The following is a 21,007-nucleotide window of genomic DNA, read 5'->3' as shown; positions in this document are numbered from 1 at the left end:
CGGTTTTTTCTCCCGCAGGTGCATGCGCTTGCAGAGGTGGCTGACCGCTCCGCGCAAAACACCTGGGTATCCCGAACAAGCAGGGGCTTCGATACGCCGTCAGGTGTACCCTGTCCTGAGCCTGTCGAAGGATCAGCCCGAACGGGAGGGGGGTCAATCCGGCGGGAGGATCACCCCAGCAAGTGAAACGTCAGGCCTTGTGAAACATGCCGTCCAGCCGCTTGTCCCACTTCGCCCCGGGCAGCACATCCGCCAGCTGCGCGTCACCCAACGCAAACGTCCCCCGCATCACCTGCGCCAGCACCGCCCGGTAGTCATGGTGGGCCGGCAGGTCGCGCCCCTCGTTGAGGTTGCTGCGCGCCAGGCCCGTCCACTGGCCGTGCCAGCGCCCGCCCGCCACGCGGTTGCCGATGAGCCACATCGCGTTGCCGAAACCGTGGTCGGTGCCGCGGGTGCCGTTTTCAGCGCTGGTGCGGCCAAATTCGCTCATCACCACGATCACGTCGCCGGGCTCCGAAAAGTCTTGCCGCAGCTGCGCAATGCCGCGCGCCAGGTTGCCGAAGTTATTGGCCAGCTGGCCGTTCACGGCGCCCTGGTTGGCATGCGTGTCCCAGCCGCCGGCTGACAGGAAGCCGAGGCGCAGCCTGCGGTCGTTGCGCATCAGCGTGCCCAGGTGCTGGGCGTCGAGCTGCAGGCCCACCGGGTCGGCCGCGCCGTTGCTGGCCGCCAGCATCTGCGCGGTCTGGGCCTGCGGGCTGGCGGGGGTACCGTCGCGGTCCAGGCTTTTACCGGCCATTTTTTCTGCCGCCATTTCAGCTCTTTGTGTTCTTTGCATCGTGAGCTCCTGCGCGCTCTGCATGCGGCTGCCCGCGCCCTGGCGAAAGGCTTCGCTGATCTTGTCGTCACCGGCATACAAATCCAGCAGGGCCTGGCGGGTCCTGTCGTTGGCCAGCACGCCGGTGCGCTCGGCCGACTGCCCGCGCGGGATCAGCTTCACGGCGGCCTGCCCACCCAGGATGGCGGGGTTGGCCTCGCCCACACCGAGTGCAGCGGCATTGCCCGCGCTGGTTTTGGCCAGCGCGGCCGTGTTGTTCAGCCACCCGGGCGAGCTGCTGGTCTTGCCGCTTTGCGCGATCTCCATCTGGTACTGCGCATCAAAGTGCGAACGGTTGGGCGCAGGTAAACCTGCCGCCGGCACAAAACCCAACACGCCCTGCTGCCACAGCGGCAGCAACAGGCTGAGCGCCGGGTGCAGGGCAAAGGTCTTGTCGAGCTTGAGCGCCGTTTGCGCCGTGCCATCGGGTGCGGCAATGGCGATGTTGGGCCGCATGGCGTAGTAGTCGCTGTCGACATAAGGCACGAAGGCAGAGAGGCCGTCGTAGGCGCCGCGCAGAAAGACGATGACAAGGCGGCCGCTGTCCAGGCCTTGCCGGCCCGCAGGGACGGCCTGCGCCCACACGCGAGGTACACCGGCCGCAAGCGACAGCGCAGACAACGCGCCCAGGCCCAGCAGGCTGCGGCGTTGCAACAGGCCAGGAATCGATGAAGCGTTTGAGTGCATGAAAAACTCCTGTGTAGGTTTGCTCATTTGCGCATGAAATCAGGGCTGGCCAGCATCAGGCCGGCCCGCAGCTGCGCCGGCTCGCGAGCAATCCGCTCGCGTGTCGCAGTGCTGAAAAAAGCGTTGAGGTAGGAAGGCTCCGGCGTGCGCTGGGCCAGCGCCAGTGCGTAGTCGGCACGGCGCGTCAAGGCCTCGGGTGCCAGCCAGGTACCGGCATCGGTCTTATAGCCGTCGGGCGTTTGCCAGCCGTGCATGGGCTGGCCGGCTTGCGCTAAAAAGCCCAGGGTCTGCACGATGTCGCGGCGCTCCTTCACACCGCCGGCTGCGGTGAGTGCCGAGCAGGCAAAGTCCAGCGGGGTTTTAAAGAGCGTGTTGTCTTTGGCCCAGAACTCCGGTGATTCGACCAGTGTGCGCATCACCGCCCGGATGTCGCCCTGTGTGGCGGTGAAGGTGGCGGCCAGCCGGTCAACCAGCGCGGGTGAAGGTTTGTCGGCCACGAAGAAGCTGGCCAGCCGTGTGGATATGCGCCGCGCCGTCTCAGGCCGGCGCGCCAGGTAACGAATCGCCTCCTCGCCTTCTGCAACGCCTTCGCTGCCGAAGGTGCGGCCCAGCAGCACCTTGCCGTCCTTGTCATGCAGGCGCTCGGCAAAACGAAAGCCTTCGCCGTCGCGCAGGTTGACTGTCCAGCCCGTGAGGATGCGCGCCAGTTCGCGCACGTCTTTCTGCGTGTAGCCGCTGTTCACGCCCAGGGTGTGCAGCTCCATCAACTCGCGCGCGTAGTTTTCGTTGATGCCGCGGTTGTTGCTTTGCGCCTGGTCCAGGTACAGCAGCATGGCCGGGTGCCGGGCGCTGGCCAGCAGCAGGTCTTCAAACCGGCCCAGGGCGTTGGGGCGAATCACGTTGACGACATAGTGGCCGACGAAGGGGCGCACCGGACCCTTGCCGACAAACACATTGAGGTGATTGAACCAGAACTCGGTCATGCGGGCCAGCAGCGGGTTTTCGAGTGCCGGGTCGCTGCAGGACATCAGCCGCCAGGCGGCGGCGTCTTGCGCCATCTCACGGCTGAATTTCTCCGGCCCTGCATTGGCGTTTTGCATCACGGCGCCGGGCTTGTTTGCTTCACGCCGGGTTTTGCGCGCCTCCCGCTCCGCGTAAAAACCGCGGGCAATATCACCCAGCGGGGCGTTGATGCCGGCAAGCTCTGCGGGTATGGCGGGTGGGCGGCGGCTGGCGGCATAGGCCGCGTCGATCTGCTGCAAGGCCCAGGCGCGTGGCGTTGCATCTGCGGCTTGCGCGGAGGCCGGCGTGGGCGCATAACCCAGTCGCGACGTCGCGCGCCATGCGGCCGCGGCATTGGCCGAAGGGGGTGCGGCGTCGGCTTGCGCGTACGCTGCGGGACCGGCCAGGCAAGCCAGGAAGGCCAGCGCGCTAGCCCGGGTGATCACTGTCGCTGAGGGCATGGGTGTTCTCCTCGGGCCTGTTCACAAGGCCCAGCCCTTTTTAACGCATAGGCAATACCTTGCGTTGAACGCAGCCTGCGGCTTTACACAGGTTTACCGTTGCGCAGCGAGCCTGCCCGGCACATTTACACCGTCAGAACAGTGCAGCCGGTGGTCTTGCGAGCCTCCAGCGCGCGGTGCGCCTCTGCCACGTCGGCCAGGGCGAAGTGCTGGTCGATCGGGATGTGGAGCTTGGCGCTGGTCAGCATGCCGAACAGTTCATCGGCCATCTCCTGGGTGGTTTCGCGTGTGGCGATGTGGGTGAAGAGCGTTGGCCTTGACACATAGAGCGAGCCCTTGGAAGCCAGCAGGCCGATGTCCAGCGGCGGCGTCTTGCCTGAGGCATTGCCGAAGTTGGCCAGCAGGCCGAAAGGCCGCAGGCAATCCAGCGACTTCATGAAGGTGTCTTTGCCCACCGAGTCGTACACGACCTTGACGCCCTTGCCGCCGGTGATCTCTTTGACGCGGGCCACAAAGTCTTCTTTCGCGTAGTTGATGGCGAAGGCTGCGCCCTGCGACAGGGCCAGCGCGCATTTTTCGTCGGAACCCGCCGTGCCGATGAGCTGCAGTCCCATGGCCCTGGCCCACTGGCAGGCGATCAGGCCGACACCACCGGCCGCGGCGTGAAACAGCACAAAGTCGCCGGGCTGCAGGCCGCCTTGCGGCTGCGTGCGGCGCAGCAGGTACTGCGCGGTCAGGCCCTTGAGCATCATGGCCGCGCCGGTCTCGAACGAGATGACATCGGGCAGCTTGCACACACACTTGGCCGGCATCACACGCAGCTCGCAGTAGCTGCCCGGCGGCTGGCTGGCGTAGGCGGCGCGGTCGCCCGGCTTGAGGTGCGTGACGCCTTCGCCCACAGCCTCGATCACGCCCGACGCCTCCATGCCCAGTTGCAGCGGCATGGTGAACGGGTAGACGCCGCTGCGCTGGTAGACGTCGATGTAGTTCAGGCCGATGGCCTTGTGGCGAATGCGTATTTCGCCCGGTCCAGGCTCGCCCACCGTCACGTCCACCAGTTTGAGTTCTTCGGGGCCGCCGTGCTTGTCGATGCGGACGGCTTTGGAGGGGTAGGAGGCCATGGTGTTCCTTGCAAAGGTTGCGGTGGGTGGGAAAGAAGCTCGGCCGTCATGGTGCCATGAATCCCAATGGGCCGCACGGCTCGAGGGTTGAACACGTCCCCTTCGTCGGAAAACAGCGCCGCTTGGTAAAGTCGCTGGCATGACCCAACGCCTCACGCCCGCCACCGCCACGCTGCTGGTGATCCCTCCCATGCTCTGGGCCGGCAATGCCGTCGTCGGCCGCCTGGTCACCGGCCTGGTGCCGCCCATGACGCTCAATTTTTTGCGCTGGGCGCTGGCGTTTGTGATTCTGCTGCCGCTGGCCTGGCAGGTGTTGAAACCGGGCAGCGGCCTGTGGGCGCACTGGAAGCGCTTTGCGGTGCTGGGCCTGCTGGGTGTGGGCTGCTACAACGCCTTGCAGTACCTGGCACTGAAAACTTCCACGCCGCTCAACGTCACGCTGGTCGCATCCAGCGTGCCGATCTGGATGCTGGTCGTGGGCGCGCTGTTCTTCGGCCAGGCCGTGTCCCGTCGCCAGGTCGCCGGCGCCGTGCTGTCGATTGCCGGCGTGCTGGTGGTCCTGTCGCGCGGCCAGTGGGAGTTGTTGATGCAGGTGCAACTGGTGCCCGGCGACCTGTATGTGCTGCTGGCCACGTTGTCCTGGGCGTTCTACAGCTGGCTGCTGTCGCAACCCAAAGAGCCCGGCGAAATCCGCCGCGACTGGGCGGCTTTTTTGCTTGCGCAAATCGTCTTCGGCCTGGCCTGGTCAGGCGCTTTTGCAGCGGGTGAGTGGGCGCTGACCGATGCGCACATCAGTTGGGGCTGGCCGCTGGCTGCGGCCTTGCTGTACGTGGCCGTCGGGCCCGCGGTGATCGCCTATCGCTGCTGGGGCATGGGCGTGCAGCGGGTCGGGCCGGCGATCGCGGGCTTCTTTTCCAACCTCACGCCGCTGTTCGCCGCGCTGCTGTCGGCGGCGTTTCTGGGTGAGCTGCCGCATCTTTATCACGCCGTCGCTTTTGTGCTGATCGTGGGCGGCATCGTGGTGTCGTCGCGGCGCTGAGGCGCCTGGCAAACACCGGCGTCATGGCGCGGTGTTGGTTTGATTTTCACAACACCTCATCAAAAACCCTCGCATAAAACTTGCCAAGCCCGCGCGGGCTCTTCAGAATCCGTTCCTTGCTTTGAGCCGCTGCGCAACGAATAACCTTGCGCAGCCAACCCTTGAAGCCACCAAGACCCATGACTTTGTTCACTCACACCTGACGCACCCTCCACTGCCCCCGGCTGGATGTGGTGCCCACCATACCCAGCCCTGCGGGCAGTCGGTGCCGCGCCTTCACGTGTGAAGCGCGCTCCGCAAACCCCAGGCTGATTTTTCGCCGGGGTTTTTTGCTTTCTGGAGCGTGCACATGAGTGCCAAAACTTTTTCCCGTGACTTTGCCGCAGGCAAGGTCAAGCATTTGCGGCGCATGAAGCAGCCGCTTGCCTTGACCGTGCAGCTGCCCGCGCCGCGCAACCCCGTGGTGCAGGCGCTGGCCCGTCGCGCCATCACGTCCGGCGCGGGCAAACATATTCGCAGCACCGGCGCGCATCGCCGTGCTGAAACCGTGGCCTTACACAAGGCCCTTAAAAAACTGATTGATTGATTGACTGACATGAAAAACGATATGACAACCGAGACGGCTGCCGCAGCCCGCGTGCCGCCCGGGCTCATGCGCGAACGCAGTGCCCACCTGGCCCTGGTCGCGGCCGAGCTGAAGACCGAGCTGTTCGGCATTGACGGGATCATCGACCGGGTGATCGAGTCGATCCGCGCCTGGTATGTGCTGCCGCACATCATTCGCCGCCCGGTGATTGTGTGCCTGTGGGGCCTGACCGGCACCGGCAAGACCCAGCTCACGCGCCGCCTGGCGCAAAAGCTGGGCTTTTACGACCGCTTTGTCGAAGTGCAGATGGACGGCTTCAGCAACGGCGGCAGCTGGCGCAGCGCCGACTCCATCAGCGCGATGCTGGCCGAGTCCGGTGTAGCCGAGGGCGAGCCCGGCATGCTGGTGCTGGACGAGTTCCAGCGCTTTCGCACCGTCAACGAAAAAGGCGGCGACCTGGCGGTCAAGCGCTACCAGGACGTCTGGCAGCTGCTGTCCGACGGGCGCCTGCCGCCGTCGCTGTCTTTTCTGCAGGAGCTTGAATCGTCGCTGGCCTTCTCGCTGTACGACCACGAACGCGAGGAAGCAGATGAAAAGCCTGAGAAAGACGGCGCACTGCCCAAAAAACTGAAATTCGCCCTCTCGCCCTACCAGGCGCAGGAGTTCCGGCAAAGCCTCAAGCTCAAGGAGCCGCTGCAGGAAGTGATGACCTGGACGCCCCAACAACTGCAGGAGCGCATGCTGGCGTTCCGGGCCTCGACCGACTCGTGGGAAACGGATTACAGCCGGCTACTCATCTTCGTCTCGGGCAACCTGGACGAGATGTACGAAGGCACCGCCAAACGCGTGGAAGACTGCGACACCGACGCCGATATCTTTCATGCGCTGACAAAAAAGCTGTCGGTGATCGACGTCAAGAAAGCCCTGGGAGAGCGCTTCAAGCCCGAGCAGATCGCCCGGCTGGGGAACAACCACGTGATCTACCCGTCGCTGAGCCAGTCCACGTATGAGCGGCTGATCCGCAGCACCTGTGCCCGGTATGTCGACGAAATGCAGGCGAGCGCCGGGCTGGTTTTTGACCTGCACGAATCGGTGTACCAGGGGATTTACGCCAACGCGGTTTTCCCCGCCCAGGGGACGCGCCCGCTGTTCTCGTCGATCCACGCCATCCTGAGCGCGCCGCTGGTCAACGCCGCACTGTGGGCCCTTGAGCACGGCATCGCCGAAGGCGCAACGCTGCGCGTGAGGCTGGACGCCACCACACAATCCCTGCACGTCAGCCATGGCAAAAACGGGGGCGCAAGCATCGCCTACCCTGTGCCGCTGGACCTCAACCAGCTCAAGCAGCGCGCCAGCCCCGACTTCCGGGCCCTGCTGGCCGTACATGAAGCCGGCCACGGCCTGGTCTATGGCCGGCTGTTCGGCCATGCGCCGCAGGAGGTCAAGATCAATGTGGCGTCGTTTGAGGGCGGCTACAACAGCTATGTGCGCATGAAGGCCGAGTCACGGCAAAGCTGCCTGGACCGCATCTGCGTGAGCCTGGCCGGCCGCGCCGCCGAGGCCCTGGTGTTCGGCGACGATGCCTGCACCACCGGCAGCGAAAGCGACTTCAAGAATGCCACGGCCCTGGCCGCGCGTTTTGTGCGCCACTTCGGTTTTGGCAAGCGGCTCAGCCGCATCGACGTGACCGACAGCACTGAAGAAAACCTCAACACCGACGTGGAGCCCACCAACGCCGAGATCGAGGCCCTGCTGGCGCAGGCCTACGCGCGCGCGCAGGAAATCCTCAAAGCCGATTCGGCCCTGCTGCTGGGCATCGTGGACGAGCTGCTGGCGCACGGCCAGGTGGGCAAAGAAAAAATGGCCAGCCTGCTGGGCGTGGCGATCGCGAAGGAAGAGCAGATGCTCGCGCCCTATGCGGAGCAGCTGCGGGTCTTCGGGATGCAGCACGAGCTGATGCGGCGGGTGCGCGGCGAGGCTGTGATGTCGTGAGCCCGCAAGTACGGCTCAGTCAGCGTTCAAGCCGAATTGCTGGATGAACGCCTCGCAAAACGCGGGCGTTCCGCTCAGCGAGAGTGTCAGCGTGTGCCGTGGCTTGCCGGGCGCACCGGCCTCTACGCTTAGGCGGCGCGCCTGTTCGTCGTAGTGCAAAACCTCGGGTGCCGTCAGTTCCTGCACACCGTGCAGGTCATAGTCCCAGTCAAAACCTTCATCGAGCGGGCCGCGCCGCCCGGGAAATTGCGCATGGACCCAGTCCAGCACCTGGACGACCTCGGCATGCACGGCCTGCACCTGCTCAGGCCAGACGGAGGCCATGGCCTCCAGCGTGCCCACGCCATCGCCGTCCTCGCTGTGATCGAAGTTGAGGTAGCGCAGGCCCATGAACGCGGGCAATCAGTAGGTGCCCGGGTAGGCCCCGCCGTCGGCCAGCACGTTCTGCCCCGTCATGTAGCCGGCATGCTGGCTGCACAGGAAAGCGCAGATGGCGCCGAACTCTGCGGAGGTGCCGAAGCGCTGGGCCGGGATGTTCTTGCGGCGTGCGTCCATGATGGTTTCAATCGGTTGGCCGGTTTTTTGCGCCGCGCCGCTCATGGTGCCGCGCAGGCGGTCGGTGTCGAAGGCGCCGGGCAGCAGGTTGTTGATGGTGACGCCCTGCGCCGCCAGCTTGCTGCGCGCCACGCCCGCCACAAAACCGGTGAGGCCGCTGCGCGCGCCGTTGGACAGGCCCAGGATGTCGATGGGCGACTTGACGGCGCTGGACGTGATGTTGACGATGCGCCCGAAGCCGCGTGCTGCCATGCCGTCGACGGTCGCCTTGATGAGCTCGATCGGGGTCAGCATGTTGGCGTCAACCGCCTTGATCCAGGCGTCGCGGTCCCAATCGCGGAAGTCGCCCGGCGGCGGGCCGCCGGCGTTGGTCACCACGATGTCGAAGTCCTTGCGCACCGCGAATACCGCAGCGCGGCCTTCCGCGGTGGTAATGTCTGCGGCGACGAACTGGACGCTCGCACTCGCGGGCCGGGCCGGGTCGGCCTGCAGTTTGGCGGCGGCCGCCTGCAACACCTCGGCGCCGCGCGCCACGATGAGCACATGGACGCCTTCACGCACCAGCGCCTCGGCGCAGCCCAGGCCCAAACCCTTGCTCGCACCGCACACCAGCGCCCATTTGCCTGCAATACCCAAATCCATAATAATTCCTTGATGACAACCACAGAGGGGGAGAGCGGCTCATGATACTGAGTAAATCAAAATTTCAGGCGGGGATGGTTATCGCTGCCGTACTGGCGTCCAGCCCCCTGGCACAGGCCCAGCCCCAGGGCGAGGCCGCATTGATCAAACGCGAGGCGCAGTTGCGCGATGCCCCGGGCGATGCCTCCCGCAGCCTGGCGCCGCTGCCGGTGCAAACGCCGGTGACGCGGCTGGGCGATCGCCAGGGCGCGTGGATCAAGGTCCGCACGGCCGACGGCGCCACCGGCTGGGTGCACATGTTTGACATCACCTCGGCCAGCGCGCAGAGCGGCGGCTCGGGCGCCGGCGCGCTGCGCAGCCTCTCGAGCTTTTTCAACAAGGGCAGCGCACAGGCGCCCGGCAGCACGGTGGCCACCTCCACCGTCGGTATTCGCGGCCTGGGCGCTGAAGACCTTGCCAACGCCCTGCCCAACCTGGCGGCGGTGGCGCAGGCCGACGGCAACCGCATGAATGCCGCGCAGGCCCGGCAGTTCGCGGGCAGTGCCTCGCTGAACAGCCGGCAGGTCGAGCCCCTGCCGGTGCCCGCGGCGCCGGCCGCTGCCCCCAGCGCCGCACCGGACCAATACACCCGCTAAGCACCACAACAACGACAACAACAACGACAAGAAAAATCAACGAGGCACGCCATGAATTTTCCACACCTCTTCAAGCTGCAGCAGCCGGCGCGCCACGCGGCTTGCGCCCTCGCCCTGATGGCCGGCCTGAGCCCGCTCGCCACCCAGGCCCAGGACCCCGGCAAGGCGCTGGGCGGCCTGTTCCAGTCGCTGATCAAACCCAACCAGCCCGCACAACCCGCGCAGCAGCCCAATTCACCGGCCGGCCTGGCCGGCGCGCTGCTGGGCGCCAGCCTCGCGCCGCAGGGCGCGCAGGCGGCCAAAGGCGGCGACCTGTTCCAGCTGCTCTCGCAGTCGCTGGACCAGATCGACGAGCCGCGTGAAATCCAGATCGGCCAGCAACTGGCCGCCGTGCTGCTGGGCAGCAAGCCGCTCTACCCCGACGTGGCCATGCAGCGCTACATCAACCAGCTGGGCCGCTGGATCAGCCTGCAATCGTCGCGCCCCGACCTGCCCTGGACATTCGCCATCCTCGACGACCCCGGCTTCAATGCCTTCGCCACACCGGGCGGTTATGTCTTTGTCACCAAGGGCCTGATGGACCGCGTGACCGACGAGGCCGAACTGGCCGGCATCCTGGCCCATGAAATCACCCACGTCACGGCCAAGCACCACCTGATCGCCATGAACAAGGCGGCACGGGCAGGCCTTTTGACGCAAGTGATCAGCTCGCAGCTGAAGAACGACCTGGGCGGCCTGGTGTCGTCGCAACTGCTGGCGCTGGGCAAAAACATGTACACCAAGGGCCTGGACCAGCAGGACGAGTTTGACGCCGACCGCACCGGCGTGGCGCTGGCGGCACGCGCGGGTTTTGACCCGTATGGCCTGGTCGCCGTGCTGCAGCAGCTGCGCACCGCAGCGCCGGATGACGCCTTGTTTGCCCTGTCGCTCAGCACCCACCCGCCGGCACAGACGCGCTTGAACCAGCTCGAGCTGGCGATGGGCAACCGGCTGGATGCCTATGCGGTGCAGCCGTCCGTGACGGTGGCGCAGCGCATGAGCAGCGCGAACCGCCGGCCGACGGCGCAGGCGCCTGGGCGTACGCCAGCCAAGAAGTAGCAGCGCCTGAACGCCATTTGCTATCAAATCGATAGCTGTCTGTGCATGCTGAGCATGGGCTAGAGGCCGATTTGATGCCAAAGCAACTTCGGTGCACGCGGGAATCCTTAACCCAGCATGAGCCGCGGGACTGGCTTTGCCAGACCGCAGGCGGGCGGCCCCCTCGGGGGGCAGCGACCCACACGCAGTGGGGGAGCGTGGGGGCCCTTATCTGCCACGGGTAAACACAAAAATCCCAGCAATCACCAGCACCGTCCCGGCCGCCACCCAGGCCGTGAACGGCTCCCCCAGAATCAGCACCCCCATCAGGATGGTCGACATCGGGCCCACCATGCCGGTTTGCGCGGCCATGCCGGCGCCTATGCGTTCGATGGCCATCATCACCATGAGCACCGGCACTGCGGTGCACAGCGTGGCATTGAGCAGCGACAGCCAGATCACTTCAGGCGCGACGGCGGCGGCGCTCATGGGCCGCAGCAAGACAAACTGCAGCAGGCACAGCAGGCAGGCCACGGAGGTCGCCAGGCCCACCAGGCGCAGCGATCCCAGCCGCCGGACCATCTCGCCGCTGTAGACCAGGTAAAGCGCATAGCTGACGGCGCTGAGGAACACCAGCAGCGCGCCCCAGGCGGCGTCTGCCCCCTGCAATGTGATCTCATGGCCGAACACCAGCACCACGCCGCAATAACTGATGGCCATGCCGATGATTTGCGGCGCGCTGACGCGGCGCTTGTACATCACCAGGCCCAGCAGCAGCACCAGCGTGGGGTTGAGGTAAAGAATCAGCCGCTCCAGCGACGCGCTGATAAAGGCCAGGCCCGCGAAGTCCAGGAAGCTGGCCAGGTAATAACCGGTAAAACCCAGCCACAGCACGCCCAGCCAATCCTTGCGCGTGAGCGGCGGCTTGCCGCGGCTGGCCCACCAGGCCATCAGCGCAAAGATGGGCAGCGCAAACAGCATGCGGTACATGATCAGCGTGACGGCATCGACGCCGTAGCGGTAGGCCAGCTTCACGATGATCGCCTTGCCGCTGAAGGCAATCGCGCCGAAGGTGGCGAGCAACAGGCCGGACGCTATGCTTTTTGTAGCTGCCTGCCCAGGCTCCGTCTGGGCTGGAGGCCTTTTTTGATCAAATTTTTCGGGCGTATCGCTCAAGGTCGCTTCTTAAAAACCCACGGCCTGGCCGTCGCGCCGCGCATCGCTGGCGGCCACGTAGCCTTCGGTCTTGGGGTTGCCGGCGCGCCAGATGAACTGGCCGGCGCCGAAGTCCTGGTAGGAGTCGTTGATGACTTCCATGCGGTGGCCGCGATCTGCCAGCCCTTGTACGGTGCCTTGGTCCATCGCGGCTTCGACGTTGATCTCAAGGCCGGCGTTGTAGCGCCAGCGCGGCGCGTCGCACGCCACCTGCGGGCTCTGCCCGTAGTCCAGCATGCGCACCAGCGTCTGCATGTGGCCCTGCGGCTGCATGTTGGCGCCCATCACGCCGTAGCTCATCACCGGCTGGCCGTCTTTGGTGAGGAAGGCCGGGATGATGGTGTGAAAAGGCCGCTTGCCCGGCGCGACCTGGTTGGCGCCCGGCTGCAGGCTGAAGCCGTGGCCGCGGTTTTGCAGGCTGATGCCGAATTCGGGCTCGACGCAACCCGAGCCGAAGCCCATGTAGTTGCTCTGGATGAAGCTCACCATCATGCCGTCTTCGTCGGCCGCCGTGAGGTAGATGGTGCCGCCCTTGACGGGATTGCCCGCGCCAAAGTCCTGTGCCTTTTTCATGTCTATGAGTTTGGCACGGGATGCGAGGTAGGCGTCATCGAGCATTTGTTCGGCCGTCACCTCCATTGACGAGGGCTCGGCCACGTATTTGTAAATGTCGGCAAAGGCAAGCTTCATGGCTTCGATCTGCAGGTGCTGCGAATCCACACCGTCAACGGGCAGGCCGGCCACGTCGAATTTATCCAGGATGCCCAGCGCGATCAGCGCGGCAATGCCCTGCCCGTTGGGCGGGATCTCGTGCAGGGTGTAGCCCCGGTAGTCCTTGGCGATGGGCTTGACCCATTCGGGCTGGTAGCTGGCAAAGTCTTTGGCAGTGATGCTGCCGCCGTTTTGCGCAGAGAACTTTTCGATGGCTTGGGCGATGGCGCCGCCGTAATACGCGTCGCCTTTGGTTTCGGCGATGGCCCGCAGCGCCTTGGCCGCCGCCTTGAACTGGAACAGTTCACCCACATTGGGCGCACGGCCCCAGGGCAGGAAAGAGTTCGCAAAGCCCGGCAGCGATTGCAGTTCGGCCGTCGCGGCCGCCCACTTCTGCTGCACCACCGGCGGCAGCAAATAGCCGCGCTCGGCAATTTCAATCGCCGGCTCCATCAGGTCGGCAAAGGGCAGCTTGCCGAAGCGCTTGCTCATGGCCACCCAGCTGGCCACCGCGCCGGGCACGGTAACGGAATCAATGCCGCGCTTGGGCGGTGTCTGTGCATCGGCGCCGTATTTGCGGCTGAAGTAGTCGGGCGTCCAGCTTTGCGGCGCGCGGCCTGATGCATTGAGGCCGTGCAACTCTTTGCCGTCCCACAGGATACAGAAAGCATCACTGCCCAAACCGTTGCTGACGGGCTCGACGATGGTCATGGCCGCGGCGGCGGCAATCGCTGCGTCGACTGCGTTGCCGCCCTTGAGCATCATGCGCAGGCCGGCCTGTGCGCCCAGCGGGTGCGAGGTGGACACCACATTGCGGGCAAACAGCGGCAGGCGGGTGGAGGTGTAGGGGTTGCTGTAATTGAAGTTCATGAAAGGGGTTACCTGTTGAAGGCGAGGCAAAACAAGGGAGCTGGCGCCAGCGCCATCTGCGGACGAATCGCCGGGTTAACCCGGATTAGGCCAGGACGCGCCGGCGTGGCTGCCAGGGCATGTCACAGCATGCGAAGAATGTTCAATCCGTCGTGATTTTCCGCTCGGCGATGATTTTTTTCCACTTGGCGGTATCGGCCTTGACCATGGCGGCAAAGGCCGGCGGCGTGCCGCCCGTGGGCTCTGCGCCCAGCCGGGCGAAGCGGTCTTTCACATCGGCATCGGCCAGCGCGGCGTTGATCGCCTGGTTGACCTTGCCCACCAGGTCTTGCGGCATGCCTTTGGGACCGTACACGCCAAACCAGGTGACAGACTCGAACCCAGGCAGGACTTCGGACACCGTCGGCATGTCCGGCGCCAGCGCCGTGCGTTTGAGGGTGGTGACGGCCAGCGCGCGCAGCTTGCCGTCTTTCACATGCGGCATGCCGGTGACAAAGGAGTCAAACAGCACATCGATCTTGCCGCTGATCAGATCCGGCATGGCCAGCGCGGTGCCGCGGTAAGGGATGTGCAGGATGAAGGTCTCCGATTGCGCCTTGAAGTACTCGCTCGTCAGGTGGACGATGGTGCCGTTGCCGCTGGACGCGTAGTTCAGGCGGCCCGGGTTCTTGCGCGCATAGTCGATGAACTCACGCATCGTTTTGGACGGCGACGAGTTGGGCACCAGCACGACGTTGGGCGAGCTTGCCACGTAGGCAATCGGCGTGAAGTCGGTCTCGGCGTTGTACGGGATTTTCGGGTTGATGGCCGGCCCGATGCTGTGTGTGCTGGACGTGGCCAGCAGCAGCGTGTAGCCGTCCGCCGGCGACTTGGAAGCCGCATCGGCGCCTATGGTGCCGCCCGCGCCCGGGCGGTTGTCGACCACCACCGTCTGCCCGATTTTTTCACCGAGCTTTTGCGACAGGGCGCGCGCCAGGATATCGGTCGCGCCGCCCGCCGGGAAGGGCACGATCATGCGGATGGGTTTGGTGGGGTAGCTTTGGGCCAGGGCAGGCCCGGCAAACGCCACGGCAAAAGCGGCAGCCAAAGCTGCGGCCAGAGAAATCATATGTTTACGTTTCATTGGGCCATTGTGCAACGATTTTCAGGTGCCGACTATGGTGCAAACAGGCAAAAGAGGCCAAACAAAAAAAGGCACCCGAAGGTGCCTTTTTTTGCAGGGTTTCACTGCTTAATCAGCCTCGACGAAGGCTTCTTCCCGCTTGTTCTTGACCGCCGGCAACAAAACGATGACCAGCAACAGAACAGCGGCGCCCAGCAGGCCGGCCGACAGCGGACGCGTGACAAACACGCTCCAGTCGCCGCGCGAAAGCAGCAGCGCGCGGCGCAGGTTTTCTTCCATCATCGGGCCCAGGATAAAGCCCAGCAGCAGCGGCGCGGGTTCGGCGCCCAGCTTGATGAACAGGTAACCGATGCAGCCGAAAATCGCCACCATCCAGATGTCCCAGGTGTTGTTGTTGGTCGAGTACACGCCGATGGCGCAGAACAACACAATCGCGGGGAACAGCAAACGGTAGGGAATCGTCAGCAGCTTGATCCAGATGCCGATCAGCGGCAGGTTCAGGATCACCAGCATCGCATTGCCGATCCACATCGAGGCGATCAGGCCCCAGAACAGTTCGGGGTTGCTGGTCATGACCTGCGGGCCGGGCTGGATGTTGTGGATCGTCATCGCGCCCACCATCAGGGCCATCACGGCGTTGGGAGGAATACCCAGCGTGAGCAGCGGAATGAAGGAGGTCTGCGATCCGGCGTTGTTGGCCGACTCAGGCGCCGCCACACCGCGGATGTTGCCTTTGCCGAAGGGCACTTCGCCCGGCTTCATCTTGACTTTCTTTTCCAGCGCGTAGGCCGCAAAAGCCGCCAGCAAGGCGCCGCCGCCCGGCAAAATGCCCAGCGCAGAACCCAAAGCAGTACCGCGCAGCACGGCAGGCGCCATGTTCTTGAAGTCTTCCTTGGTGGGGAACAGGCCTGTCACCTTGGCGGTAAACACTTCGCGTTCATGCTCGGGCTGCGCCAGGTTGCTGATGATTTCACCGTAACCGAACACACCCATGGCAATCACTACGAAGCCGATGCCGTCGGTCAGTTCGGGCACGTCAAAGCTAAAGCGCGCCACACCGGAGTTCACGTCGGTGCCGACCAGGCCGAGCAGCAGGCCCAGCACGATCATGGCAACAGCCTTGAGCAGCGAACCGGAAGCCAGCACCACGGCGCCGATCAGGCCCAGCACCATCAGGGCGAAGTATTCCGCAGGGCCGAATTTGAAAGCCAGCTCGGTCAGGGGTGGTGCGAAGGCCGCCAGAATCAGCGTGCCGACGCAGCCGGCAAAAAAGGAGCCAAGCCCAGCCGCCGCCAGCGCAGGGCCCGCTCGTCCCTTTCGCGCCATCTGGTAGCCGTCGATACAGGTCACGACCGAAGACGATTCGCCCGGCAGGTTCACCAGAATCGCGGTGGTCGAGCCGCCGTATTGCGCGCCGTAATAAATACCGGCCAGCATGATCAGGGCCGACACCGGCGGCAGCGCATAAGTGGCCGGCAGCAGCATCGCGATGGTGGCAACCGGGCCGATGCCGGGCAACACACCGATCAGGGTGCCCAGCACGCAGCCGATAAAGGCGTACAGCAGGTTGATGGGCGTAAAGGCAACGCTAAAGCCCAGGGACAAATTAGTGACGAGATCCATTTTTTATCCTTAGCCCGTGATGAAGGCAGGCCACACCGGGAACTGCAGCTTGAGCGCCACCACAAAAGCGAGGTAGCTTCCGGCCGCCAGGACGGTGGCCAGAATCAACGTGGTTTTGAACTTCCAGCCGGCTTCGGCCATGCTGGCGATGAAGGTCAACGCATAAATGGCCACGATCATGCCCATGGCGGGTAGCTTGATGCTGGGCAAGCCTGCCAACAAAATGCCGAATACCACGTTGGCCAGGATGATGAAAAACAGCGGCTTCCAGGCCCATTTGCCGATTTTTCCGCCGCCTTCGGCTTCAACCACCAATGCGGTGAAGGTGATGGCGGCGCCAATAATGGCCAGCAGGATGCCCAGCATGAGCGGGAAATAACCCGGGCCCATGCGGGCGCCCTCGCCTACGTTATAGGTTGTTGCCCCCCATGCGAACGCTCCGCCGACGCCCATGAACATGAGGCCGGAGAAGAAGTCTTTTTGACTCTTGATATTCACGGCTTGTCTCCTCTATACATAAAGAATGAATCGGTGGATTGTGCATTTATTCATGGGAATTCAGCATGTGGCTTTCACTTACCTTTCGTCTGTATTTTTTCTTACCAGTCACTGACAGCAAGACCCAAGCGCCGTGAACTTGGTAGAAACCCGCAGACTCAGGACAGCGGCGGGGTGGACGCCAGAATTTCCTCAATCGTTGTCAGTCCCTCGGCCACCTTGAGGGCGCCGGCCAGCCGCAGCGGCCGCATGCCTTCGGTCACCGCCTGGCGGCGAAGCGCATCAATGTTGGGCTCTTTCGAAACCTTCTCCTTGAAGCCCTCGGTCACGGTCAGCAATTCATAAAGGCCCATGCGCCCGCGGAAACCCGTCATGCGGCAATCCACGCAGCCCATCGGCTTGTAGGGCCGGTAGCCTCCGCTGATCTGCCAGGGCTTGACCATATCGGCCAGTGTTTCGCGCGCGGCGCTTTCGTCGGGCTCGCGGCAGTTGCTGCACAGCGTGCGCACCAGCCGCTGGGCCAGCACGCCCAGCACCGTGGCGTTGATCAGGTAGGACGGCACACCCAGCTCCATCAGGCGCGAGACCGCCGAGGGTGCGTCATTGGTGTGCAGCGTGCTGAAGACAAGATGGCCCGTGAGCGCCGCCTGCACCGCCATTTCGGCGGTTTGCAGGTCGCGGATTTCGCCCACCATGATGATGTCCGGATCCTGCCGCATCAGTGCGCGCAGGCCTTCGGGGAAATCAAAATCCAGGTGCGCCTGCACCTGCGTCTGGTTGAAGGCCGGCTCGATCATTTCGATCGGGTCTTCAATCGTATTGACGTTGACCTCTTCGGTGGCCAGCCTTTTGAGGGTGGAATACAGCGTGGTGGTCTTGCCCGAACCGGTCGGCCCGGTCACCAGGACGATGCCGTAGGGCCGTTTGACGAGCTGCTCCCAGCGGTCGGCGTCATGCTGCGAGAAACCCAATGCATCGAGGTTCTTGACCGTGGTGTCGGGGTCAAAAATACGCATGACCATTTTTTCGCCGAAGGCCGTGGGCAGGGTCGACAGCCGCATTTCGATTTCATCGCCGCGCGGGTTGCGGGTCTTGATGCGGCCGTCCTGCGGCCGGCGCTTTTCCACCACGTCCATGCGGCCCAGCAATTTGATGCGCGCCGTCATGGCGTTGTGCACGCCCATGGGCAACTGGTAAACCGGGTGCAGCACGCCGTCGATGCGAAAGCGGATCACGCCCTGCTCGCGCCGGGGCTCCAGGTGGATGTCGCTGGCGCGCTGGTCAAAAGCGTACTGCCAGAGCCAGTCGACCACCTGCACCACACCCTGGTCGTTGGCGTCCAGCTGCTTGTTGCTTTTGTTAAGTTCAACCAGTTGCTCAAAACTCGCCGAGCCCGACGAGCCGCCCGACTTGACGGCGGCCTTGACGGATTTGGCGAGCGCGAAAAACTCGGCGGTGAATTTGGTGATTTCAAGCGGGCTCGCCACGACAAGGCGCACGCTGCGCTTGGCCTGGCGTTCCACTTCCTGCACCCAGTCGGTAATAAAAGGCTCGGACGTGGCGATCACCACTTCGCCCGGTGTGACCTGCACCGGCAGCACCTTGTGCCGCTCCGCATACATGGCGGACATGGTGTCGGCCACTTTGCCCACGTCGACCTTGAGCGGGTCGATCCGCATATAACCCAGGTTCGCGCGGCCGGCCAGCCACTGCGTCATGGTTTCGATGTCCAGCGGCTTGCCGTCGGCCACGCGGCTCATGCCGACGCTGGCCAGGCGGGTCAACGGCGGCTGCGCGCTTTGCACCTGCGAGCAGCGCGCGATGGTGCGCTGGGCCTCGGCGGCGCTGATCACGCCGTCTTCACTGAGCCACTCCACCAACGTACGCCAGTCCAGCGGGCCGGCATGGCCTTTTTTCGGCTGCGATTCGCGGTGGGGTTTGGGGTGGGTCACGGCGCTCATGGGTGGCACTGTACCCCATCCATCATGGCTTTCGCCATCATGGCGGCGGCCGGACTCAGGCCACCGGTTTGAAGAGCCGAAGCCACTTTTTGGCCGGCAGGTCCCAGCGCGATTCGATGATGCCGGCCTGCGCCAGCAGCTCGGCCCGCTCGGGCCGCGTGGGCTCACGCTGGGCCAGCACCACGGTATTGCCTTCACGCGTCGGCGTGAACGCCCAGACCGACTCGGGGCCAAAGGCTTCCGCGATTTTTGTCAGCGACTGCATGTAGCTGGAGTCACGGCCAAAGAGGTTCACCGTCATCACGCCCTCCTCCGTCAGCAGCCCGCGGCAGTGTTCATAAAACTCCGCACTGTCCAGCACCGGCGCGGCCGCCTCGTGGTCGTACAGGTCGACATGCAGCAAATCTACCGTGCCCTGGTGCGCCGGTTTTTTGATTTCAGCGGCGGCGTCGGCGTTGATCACATGCAGGCGCAGGTCGTCGCGCGGCAGCTTGAACCAGAGCCGGCAGGCGGTGATGACCTGCGGGTTGATCTCGACCGCCGTGGCCTTCATGCGCAGCTTCTTGTAGCAAAACTTGGTGAGCGCCGCTGAGCCCAGGCCCAACTGCATGGCGTGCTTTTTCGACACGCCCGCAGCGTCCATGAAAAGCAGGCCGGCCATCATGCGCTGCACATACTCCAGTTCGATGTCGTACGGTGCGTCCCGCAGCATCGAGCCTTGCACCCATTCGGTGCCCAAATGCAGAAAGCGCACATCGCCATAGTCGGAGAAATTGACTTCCGGCAACTCAGCGGCCGCCTTCGCCATTTCCTTTTCTGTTTCTTTTCTTTGCATCAAACCAATCCGTGTTTCTCAAAAACTTCCCGCCAGGCCGCGAGTTTGCGCTCAAAGCTCCACGAAGCATTGGCCGGGCTGGTAGACGGTAATTTATAAACCGGCAAACCCAGCAGCAAGGTGTGCTTCGAATGCTTGAAGCTTTCGCCGCCGTTGTGCGCAATCGCCTCCAGCTTCGGGCACATCTGCCTCAACCCGGCGAAATCATTCACCACGGCATTGCGGATCTTGCTGTCCAGGCTGCCTTCCCGCTCACAGGCGGCATACACATCCCACACGCCCAGGCCTTTCGACAACAGCCATTCGCTACGAATTTGATAGCTACTCGTCCTTATATCGCCTGGGCTGGAGGGCCAAATGGCTTGTAATATTTTCCAGAAGTGATTTTGCGGATGGCCGTAGTACTGCTGCGCTGCCAGCGAAGCCACACCCGGGAAGCTGCCCAGGATGAGCAGCCGCGTGCGGCTGGACACCAGCGGCGGCAAACCCGTTAACAGAAGCGGGTCAGTCTTCACGCCAGCAGCGCCTTCAGCCCGGGCAGCGCATGCAGCGCGTTGGCCGTGGTGGCGGCAGCCAGCGCCTCGGGCGTCATGCCGCGCAACTCAGCCACCTGCTGCGCGATGCGCGGCAACTCGCCCGGCTCATTGCGGCCTTGCGCCTGGCCCGCTTGGCGCTCCGCCGCGGTTTTGTAGATCCAGTGCGGCGGGATGTCCGGCGAATCCGTCTCCATCACCAGCGCATCCAGTGGCAACTCGGCGGCCAGGCGCCGCAGCTGCAGGGCCGGCTCAAACGTGACCGCGCCGCCAAAGCCCAGCTTGAAGCCCAGCTTGATGAACTCCGCCGCCTGTTGCTCGCTGCCGTTAAAGGCATGGCCGATGCCGCGCCAGCCGCCTTCGGGCGCCAGGTCTCGCAAATGCTTGAGCAGCTTGTCGGCCGAGCGCCGCACATGCAGGATGACCGGCAGGCCGTGCTTGCGCGCCAGCTTGAGCTGCTCGCGGTAGAAAAATTCCTGGCGCTCGCGCATCGGGCTTTCAAGCAGCGCAGGCACAAAGTAGTCCAGGCCAATCTCGCCCACCGCCACCAGCCGAGGGTCGCCACGCCTCAATGCCAGTTCTTCATCCAGCGCCTTCAAGTCGCCGTCTTGTGCCTGGGGCACACACAGCGGGTGTATGCCCAGCGCATAGCTGTCTGAAAAGCGGTGCGCCAGCTCCCGCACCGCCTCGAAATTAAAGACGCCCACCGCCGGCAGCACGATATGCGACACGCCGTTGGCATGCGCCCGCGCGCGCACGTCGGCCACATCGGCGGACAACTCCCCGGCGTCCAGGTGGCAATGCGTGTCTATCCAGAAAGTCATGCGGTGAAGTACGCCAGGAAAGAAGTCGAACAGAAAGGAAGAAGGAGAAATGAGGAAGCCGGCACACGCGTAAAGCATGAACATCCGGAAACCAGCCAGGCCTGCTGAAGATGTTGACACAGAAATGAAATCGGGACACGCTA

20 protein-coding genes are annotated in these 21,007 nt (G+C 64.2%); 5 read left to right on the top strand and 15 right to left on the bottom strand.

Going from position 1 to position 21,007, the window contains the following annotated elements; translation table 11 throughout:
- Positions 1 to 190: 190 nt before the first annotated feature.
- The 3 genes from DT070_RS11435 to DT070_RS11425 form a co-directional block, all read right to left on the bottom strand.
- On the bottom strand, positions 191 to 1,561 hold the full coding sequence (locus DT070_RS11435) for a DUF1501 domain-containing protein (RefSeq protein ID WP_164483746.1): 1,371 nt from the start codon (positions 1,559 to 1,561) through the stop codon (positions 191 to 193).
- Between the two features lie 23 nt (positions 1,562 to 1,584).
- On the bottom strand, positions 1,585 to 3,024 hold the full coding sequence (locus tag DT070_RS11430) for a DUF1800 domain-containing protein (RefSeq protein ID WP_122955508.1): 1,440 nt from the start codon (positions 3,022 to 3,024) through the stop codon (positions 1,585 to 1,587).
- A gap of 125 nt (positions 3,025 to 3,149) precedes the next feature.
- Complete coding sequence (locus DT070_RS11425) at positions 3,150 to 4,145, bottom strand: quinone oxidoreductase (RefSeq protein ID WP_122955507.1); 996 nt, start codon at positions 4,143 to 4,145, stop codon at positions 3,150 to 3,152.
- 139 nt (positions 4,146 to 4,284) lie between these two features.
- Between DT070_RS11425 and DT070_RS11420 the strand changes: the two genes are divergently transcribed.
- On the top strand, positions 4,285 to 5,184 hold the full coding sequence (locus tag DT070_RS11420; RefSeq protein ID WP_122955506.1) for a DMT family transporter: 900 nt from the start codon (positions 4,285 to 4,287) through the stop codon (positions 5,182 to 5,184).
- 46 nt (positions 5,185 to 5,230) lie between these two features.
- Here DT070_RS11420 and DT070_RS21335 read toward each other — a convergent pair whose 3' ends face one another.
- Complete coding sequence (locus DT070_RS21335) at positions 5,231 to 5,377, bottom strand: hypothetical protein (protein ID WP_153976391.1); 147 nt, start codon at positions 5,375 to 5,377, stop codon at positions 5,231 to 5,233.
- A 156-nt stretch (positions 5,378 to 5,533) separates the two neighbouring features.
- Between DT070_RS21335 and DT070_RS11415 the strand changes: the two genes are divergently transcribed.
- Positions 5,534 to 5,770, top strand: coding sequence for a hypothetical protein (locus DT070_RS11415; protein ID WP_122955505.1), 237 nt, complete (start codon positions 5,534 to 5,536; stop codon positions 5,768 to 5,770).
- 21 nt (positions 5,771 to 5,791) lie between these two features.
- A complete protein-coding gene (locus DT070_RS11410) occupies positions 5,792 to 7,762 on the top strand; it encodes an AAA family ATPase (protein WP_228778515.1) in 1,971 nt (656 codons plus the stop codon).
- Between the two features lie 15 nt (positions 7,763 to 7,777).
- On the opposite strand, the gene DT070_RS11405 is transcribed toward DT070_RS11410, so the two are convergent.
- Complete coding sequence (locus DT070_RS11405) at positions 7,778 to 8,164, bottom strand: hypothetical protein (RefSeq protein WP_369973859.1); 387 nt, start codon at positions 8,162 to 8,164, stop codon at positions 7,778 to 7,780.
- A complete protein-coding gene (locus DT070_RS11400) occupies positions 8,165 to 8,959 on the bottom strand; it encodes an SDR family oxidoreductase (RefSeq protein ID WP_122955502.1) in 795 nt (264 codons plus the stop codon).
- 74 nt (positions 8,960 to 9,033) lie between these two features.
- On the opposite strand from DT070_RS11400, the gene DT070_RS11395 reads away from it, so the two are divergent.
- The gene (locus tag DT070_RS11395; protein ID WP_164483745.1) at positions 9,034 to 9,594 is read left to right on the top strand and encodes an SH3 domain-containing protein; all 561 of its coding nucleotides are present in this window, start codon (positions 9,034 to 9,036) and stop codon (positions 9,592 to 9,594) included.
- A 51-nt stretch (positions 9,595 to 9,645) separates the two neighbouring features.
- Positions 9,646 to 10,692 (top strand): M48 family metalloprotease, encoded by a 1,047-nt coding sequence (locus tag DT070_RS11390; RefSeq protein WP_122955500.1) that lies wholly within the window; start codon positions 9,646 to 9,648, stop codon positions 10,690 to 10,692.
- 207 nt (positions 10,693 to 10,899) lie between these two features.
- Here DT070_RS11390 and DT070_RS11385 read toward each other — a convergent pair whose 3' ends face one another.
- From DT070_RS11385 to DT070_RS11345, 9 genes are all read right to left on the bottom strand, one after another.
- Entirely contained in the window at positions 10,900 to 11,769 is an 870-nt protein-coding gene (locus DT070_RS11385) for a DMT family transporter (protein WP_122957364.1), read from the bottom strand.
- An 87-nt stretch (positions 11,770 to 11,856) separates the two neighbouring features.
- A complete protein-coding gene (locus tag DT070_RS11380; RefSeq protein ID WP_122955499.1) occupies positions 11,857 to 13,467 on the bottom strand; it encodes a gamma-glutamyltransferase family protein in 1,611 nt (536 codons plus the stop codon).
- Between the two features lie 142 nt (positions 13,468 to 13,609).
- Complete coding sequence (locus DT070_RS11375; protein ID WP_122955498.1) at positions 13,610 to 14,590, bottom strand: tripartite tricarboxylate transporter substrate binding protein; 981 nt, start codon at positions 14,588 to 14,590, stop codon at positions 13,610 to 13,612.
- A gap of 108 nt (positions 14,591 to 14,698) precedes the next feature.
- Complete coding sequence (locus DT070_RS11370; protein ID WP_122955497.1) at positions 14,699 to 16,213, bottom strand: tripartite tricarboxylate transporter permease; 1,515 nt, start codon at positions 16,211 to 16,213, stop codon at positions 14,699 to 14,701.
- Positions 16,214 to 16,222: 9 nt separating this feature from the next.
- Positions 16,223 to 16,711, bottom strand: a complete 489-nt coding sequence (locus DT070_RS11365) for a tripartite tricarboxylate transporter TctB family protein (protein WP_122955496.1) — start codon at positions 16,709 to 16,711, stop codon at positions 16,223 to 16,225.
- A gap of 158 nt (positions 16,712 to 16,869) precedes the next feature.
- The gene (locus tag DT070_RS11360; RefSeq protein WP_122955495.1) at positions 16,870 to 18,672 is read right to left on the bottom strand and encodes a GspE/PulE family protein; all 1,803 of its coding nucleotides are present in this window, start codon (positions 18,670 to 18,672) and stop codon (positions 16,870 to 16,872) included.
- 55 nt (positions 18,673 to 18,727) lie between these two features.
- On the bottom strand, positions 18,728 to 19,507 hold the full coding sequence (locus tag DT070_RS11355; RefSeq protein WP_122955494.1) for a spermidine synthase: 780 nt from the start codon (positions 19,505 to 19,507) through the stop codon (positions 18,728 to 18,730).
- The gene (locus DT070_RS11350; RefSeq protein ID WP_228778516.1) at positions 19,507 to 20,022 is read right to left on the bottom strand and encodes a DNA-deoxyinosine glycosylase; all 516 of its coding nucleotides are present in this window, start codon (positions 20,020 to 20,022) and stop codon (positions 19,507 to 19,509) included. The genes DT070_RS11355 and DT070_RS11350 overlap by 1 nt, the downstream gene beginning before the upstream one ends.
- Positions 20,019 to 20,864 (bottom strand): TatD family hydrolase, encoded by an 846-nt coding sequence (locus tag DT070_RS11345; RefSeq protein ID WP_122957362.1) that lies wholly within the window; start codon positions 20,862 to 20,864, stop codon positions 20,019 to 20,021. Before DT070_RS11345 ends, DT070_RS11350 begins: the two co-directional genes overlap by 4 nt.
- Positions 20,865 to 21,007 lie beyond the last annotated feature (143 nt).

This window comes from Polaromonas sp. SP1 (genome assembly GCF_003711205.1).
Lineage (GTDB): Bacteria > Pseudomonadota > Gammaproteobacteria > Burkholderiales > Burkholderiaceae_C > Polaromonas.
The sequence above is the reverse complement of the archived record's forward strand: the minus strand, read 5'-3'. Positions and strand labels throughout refer to the sequence as shown.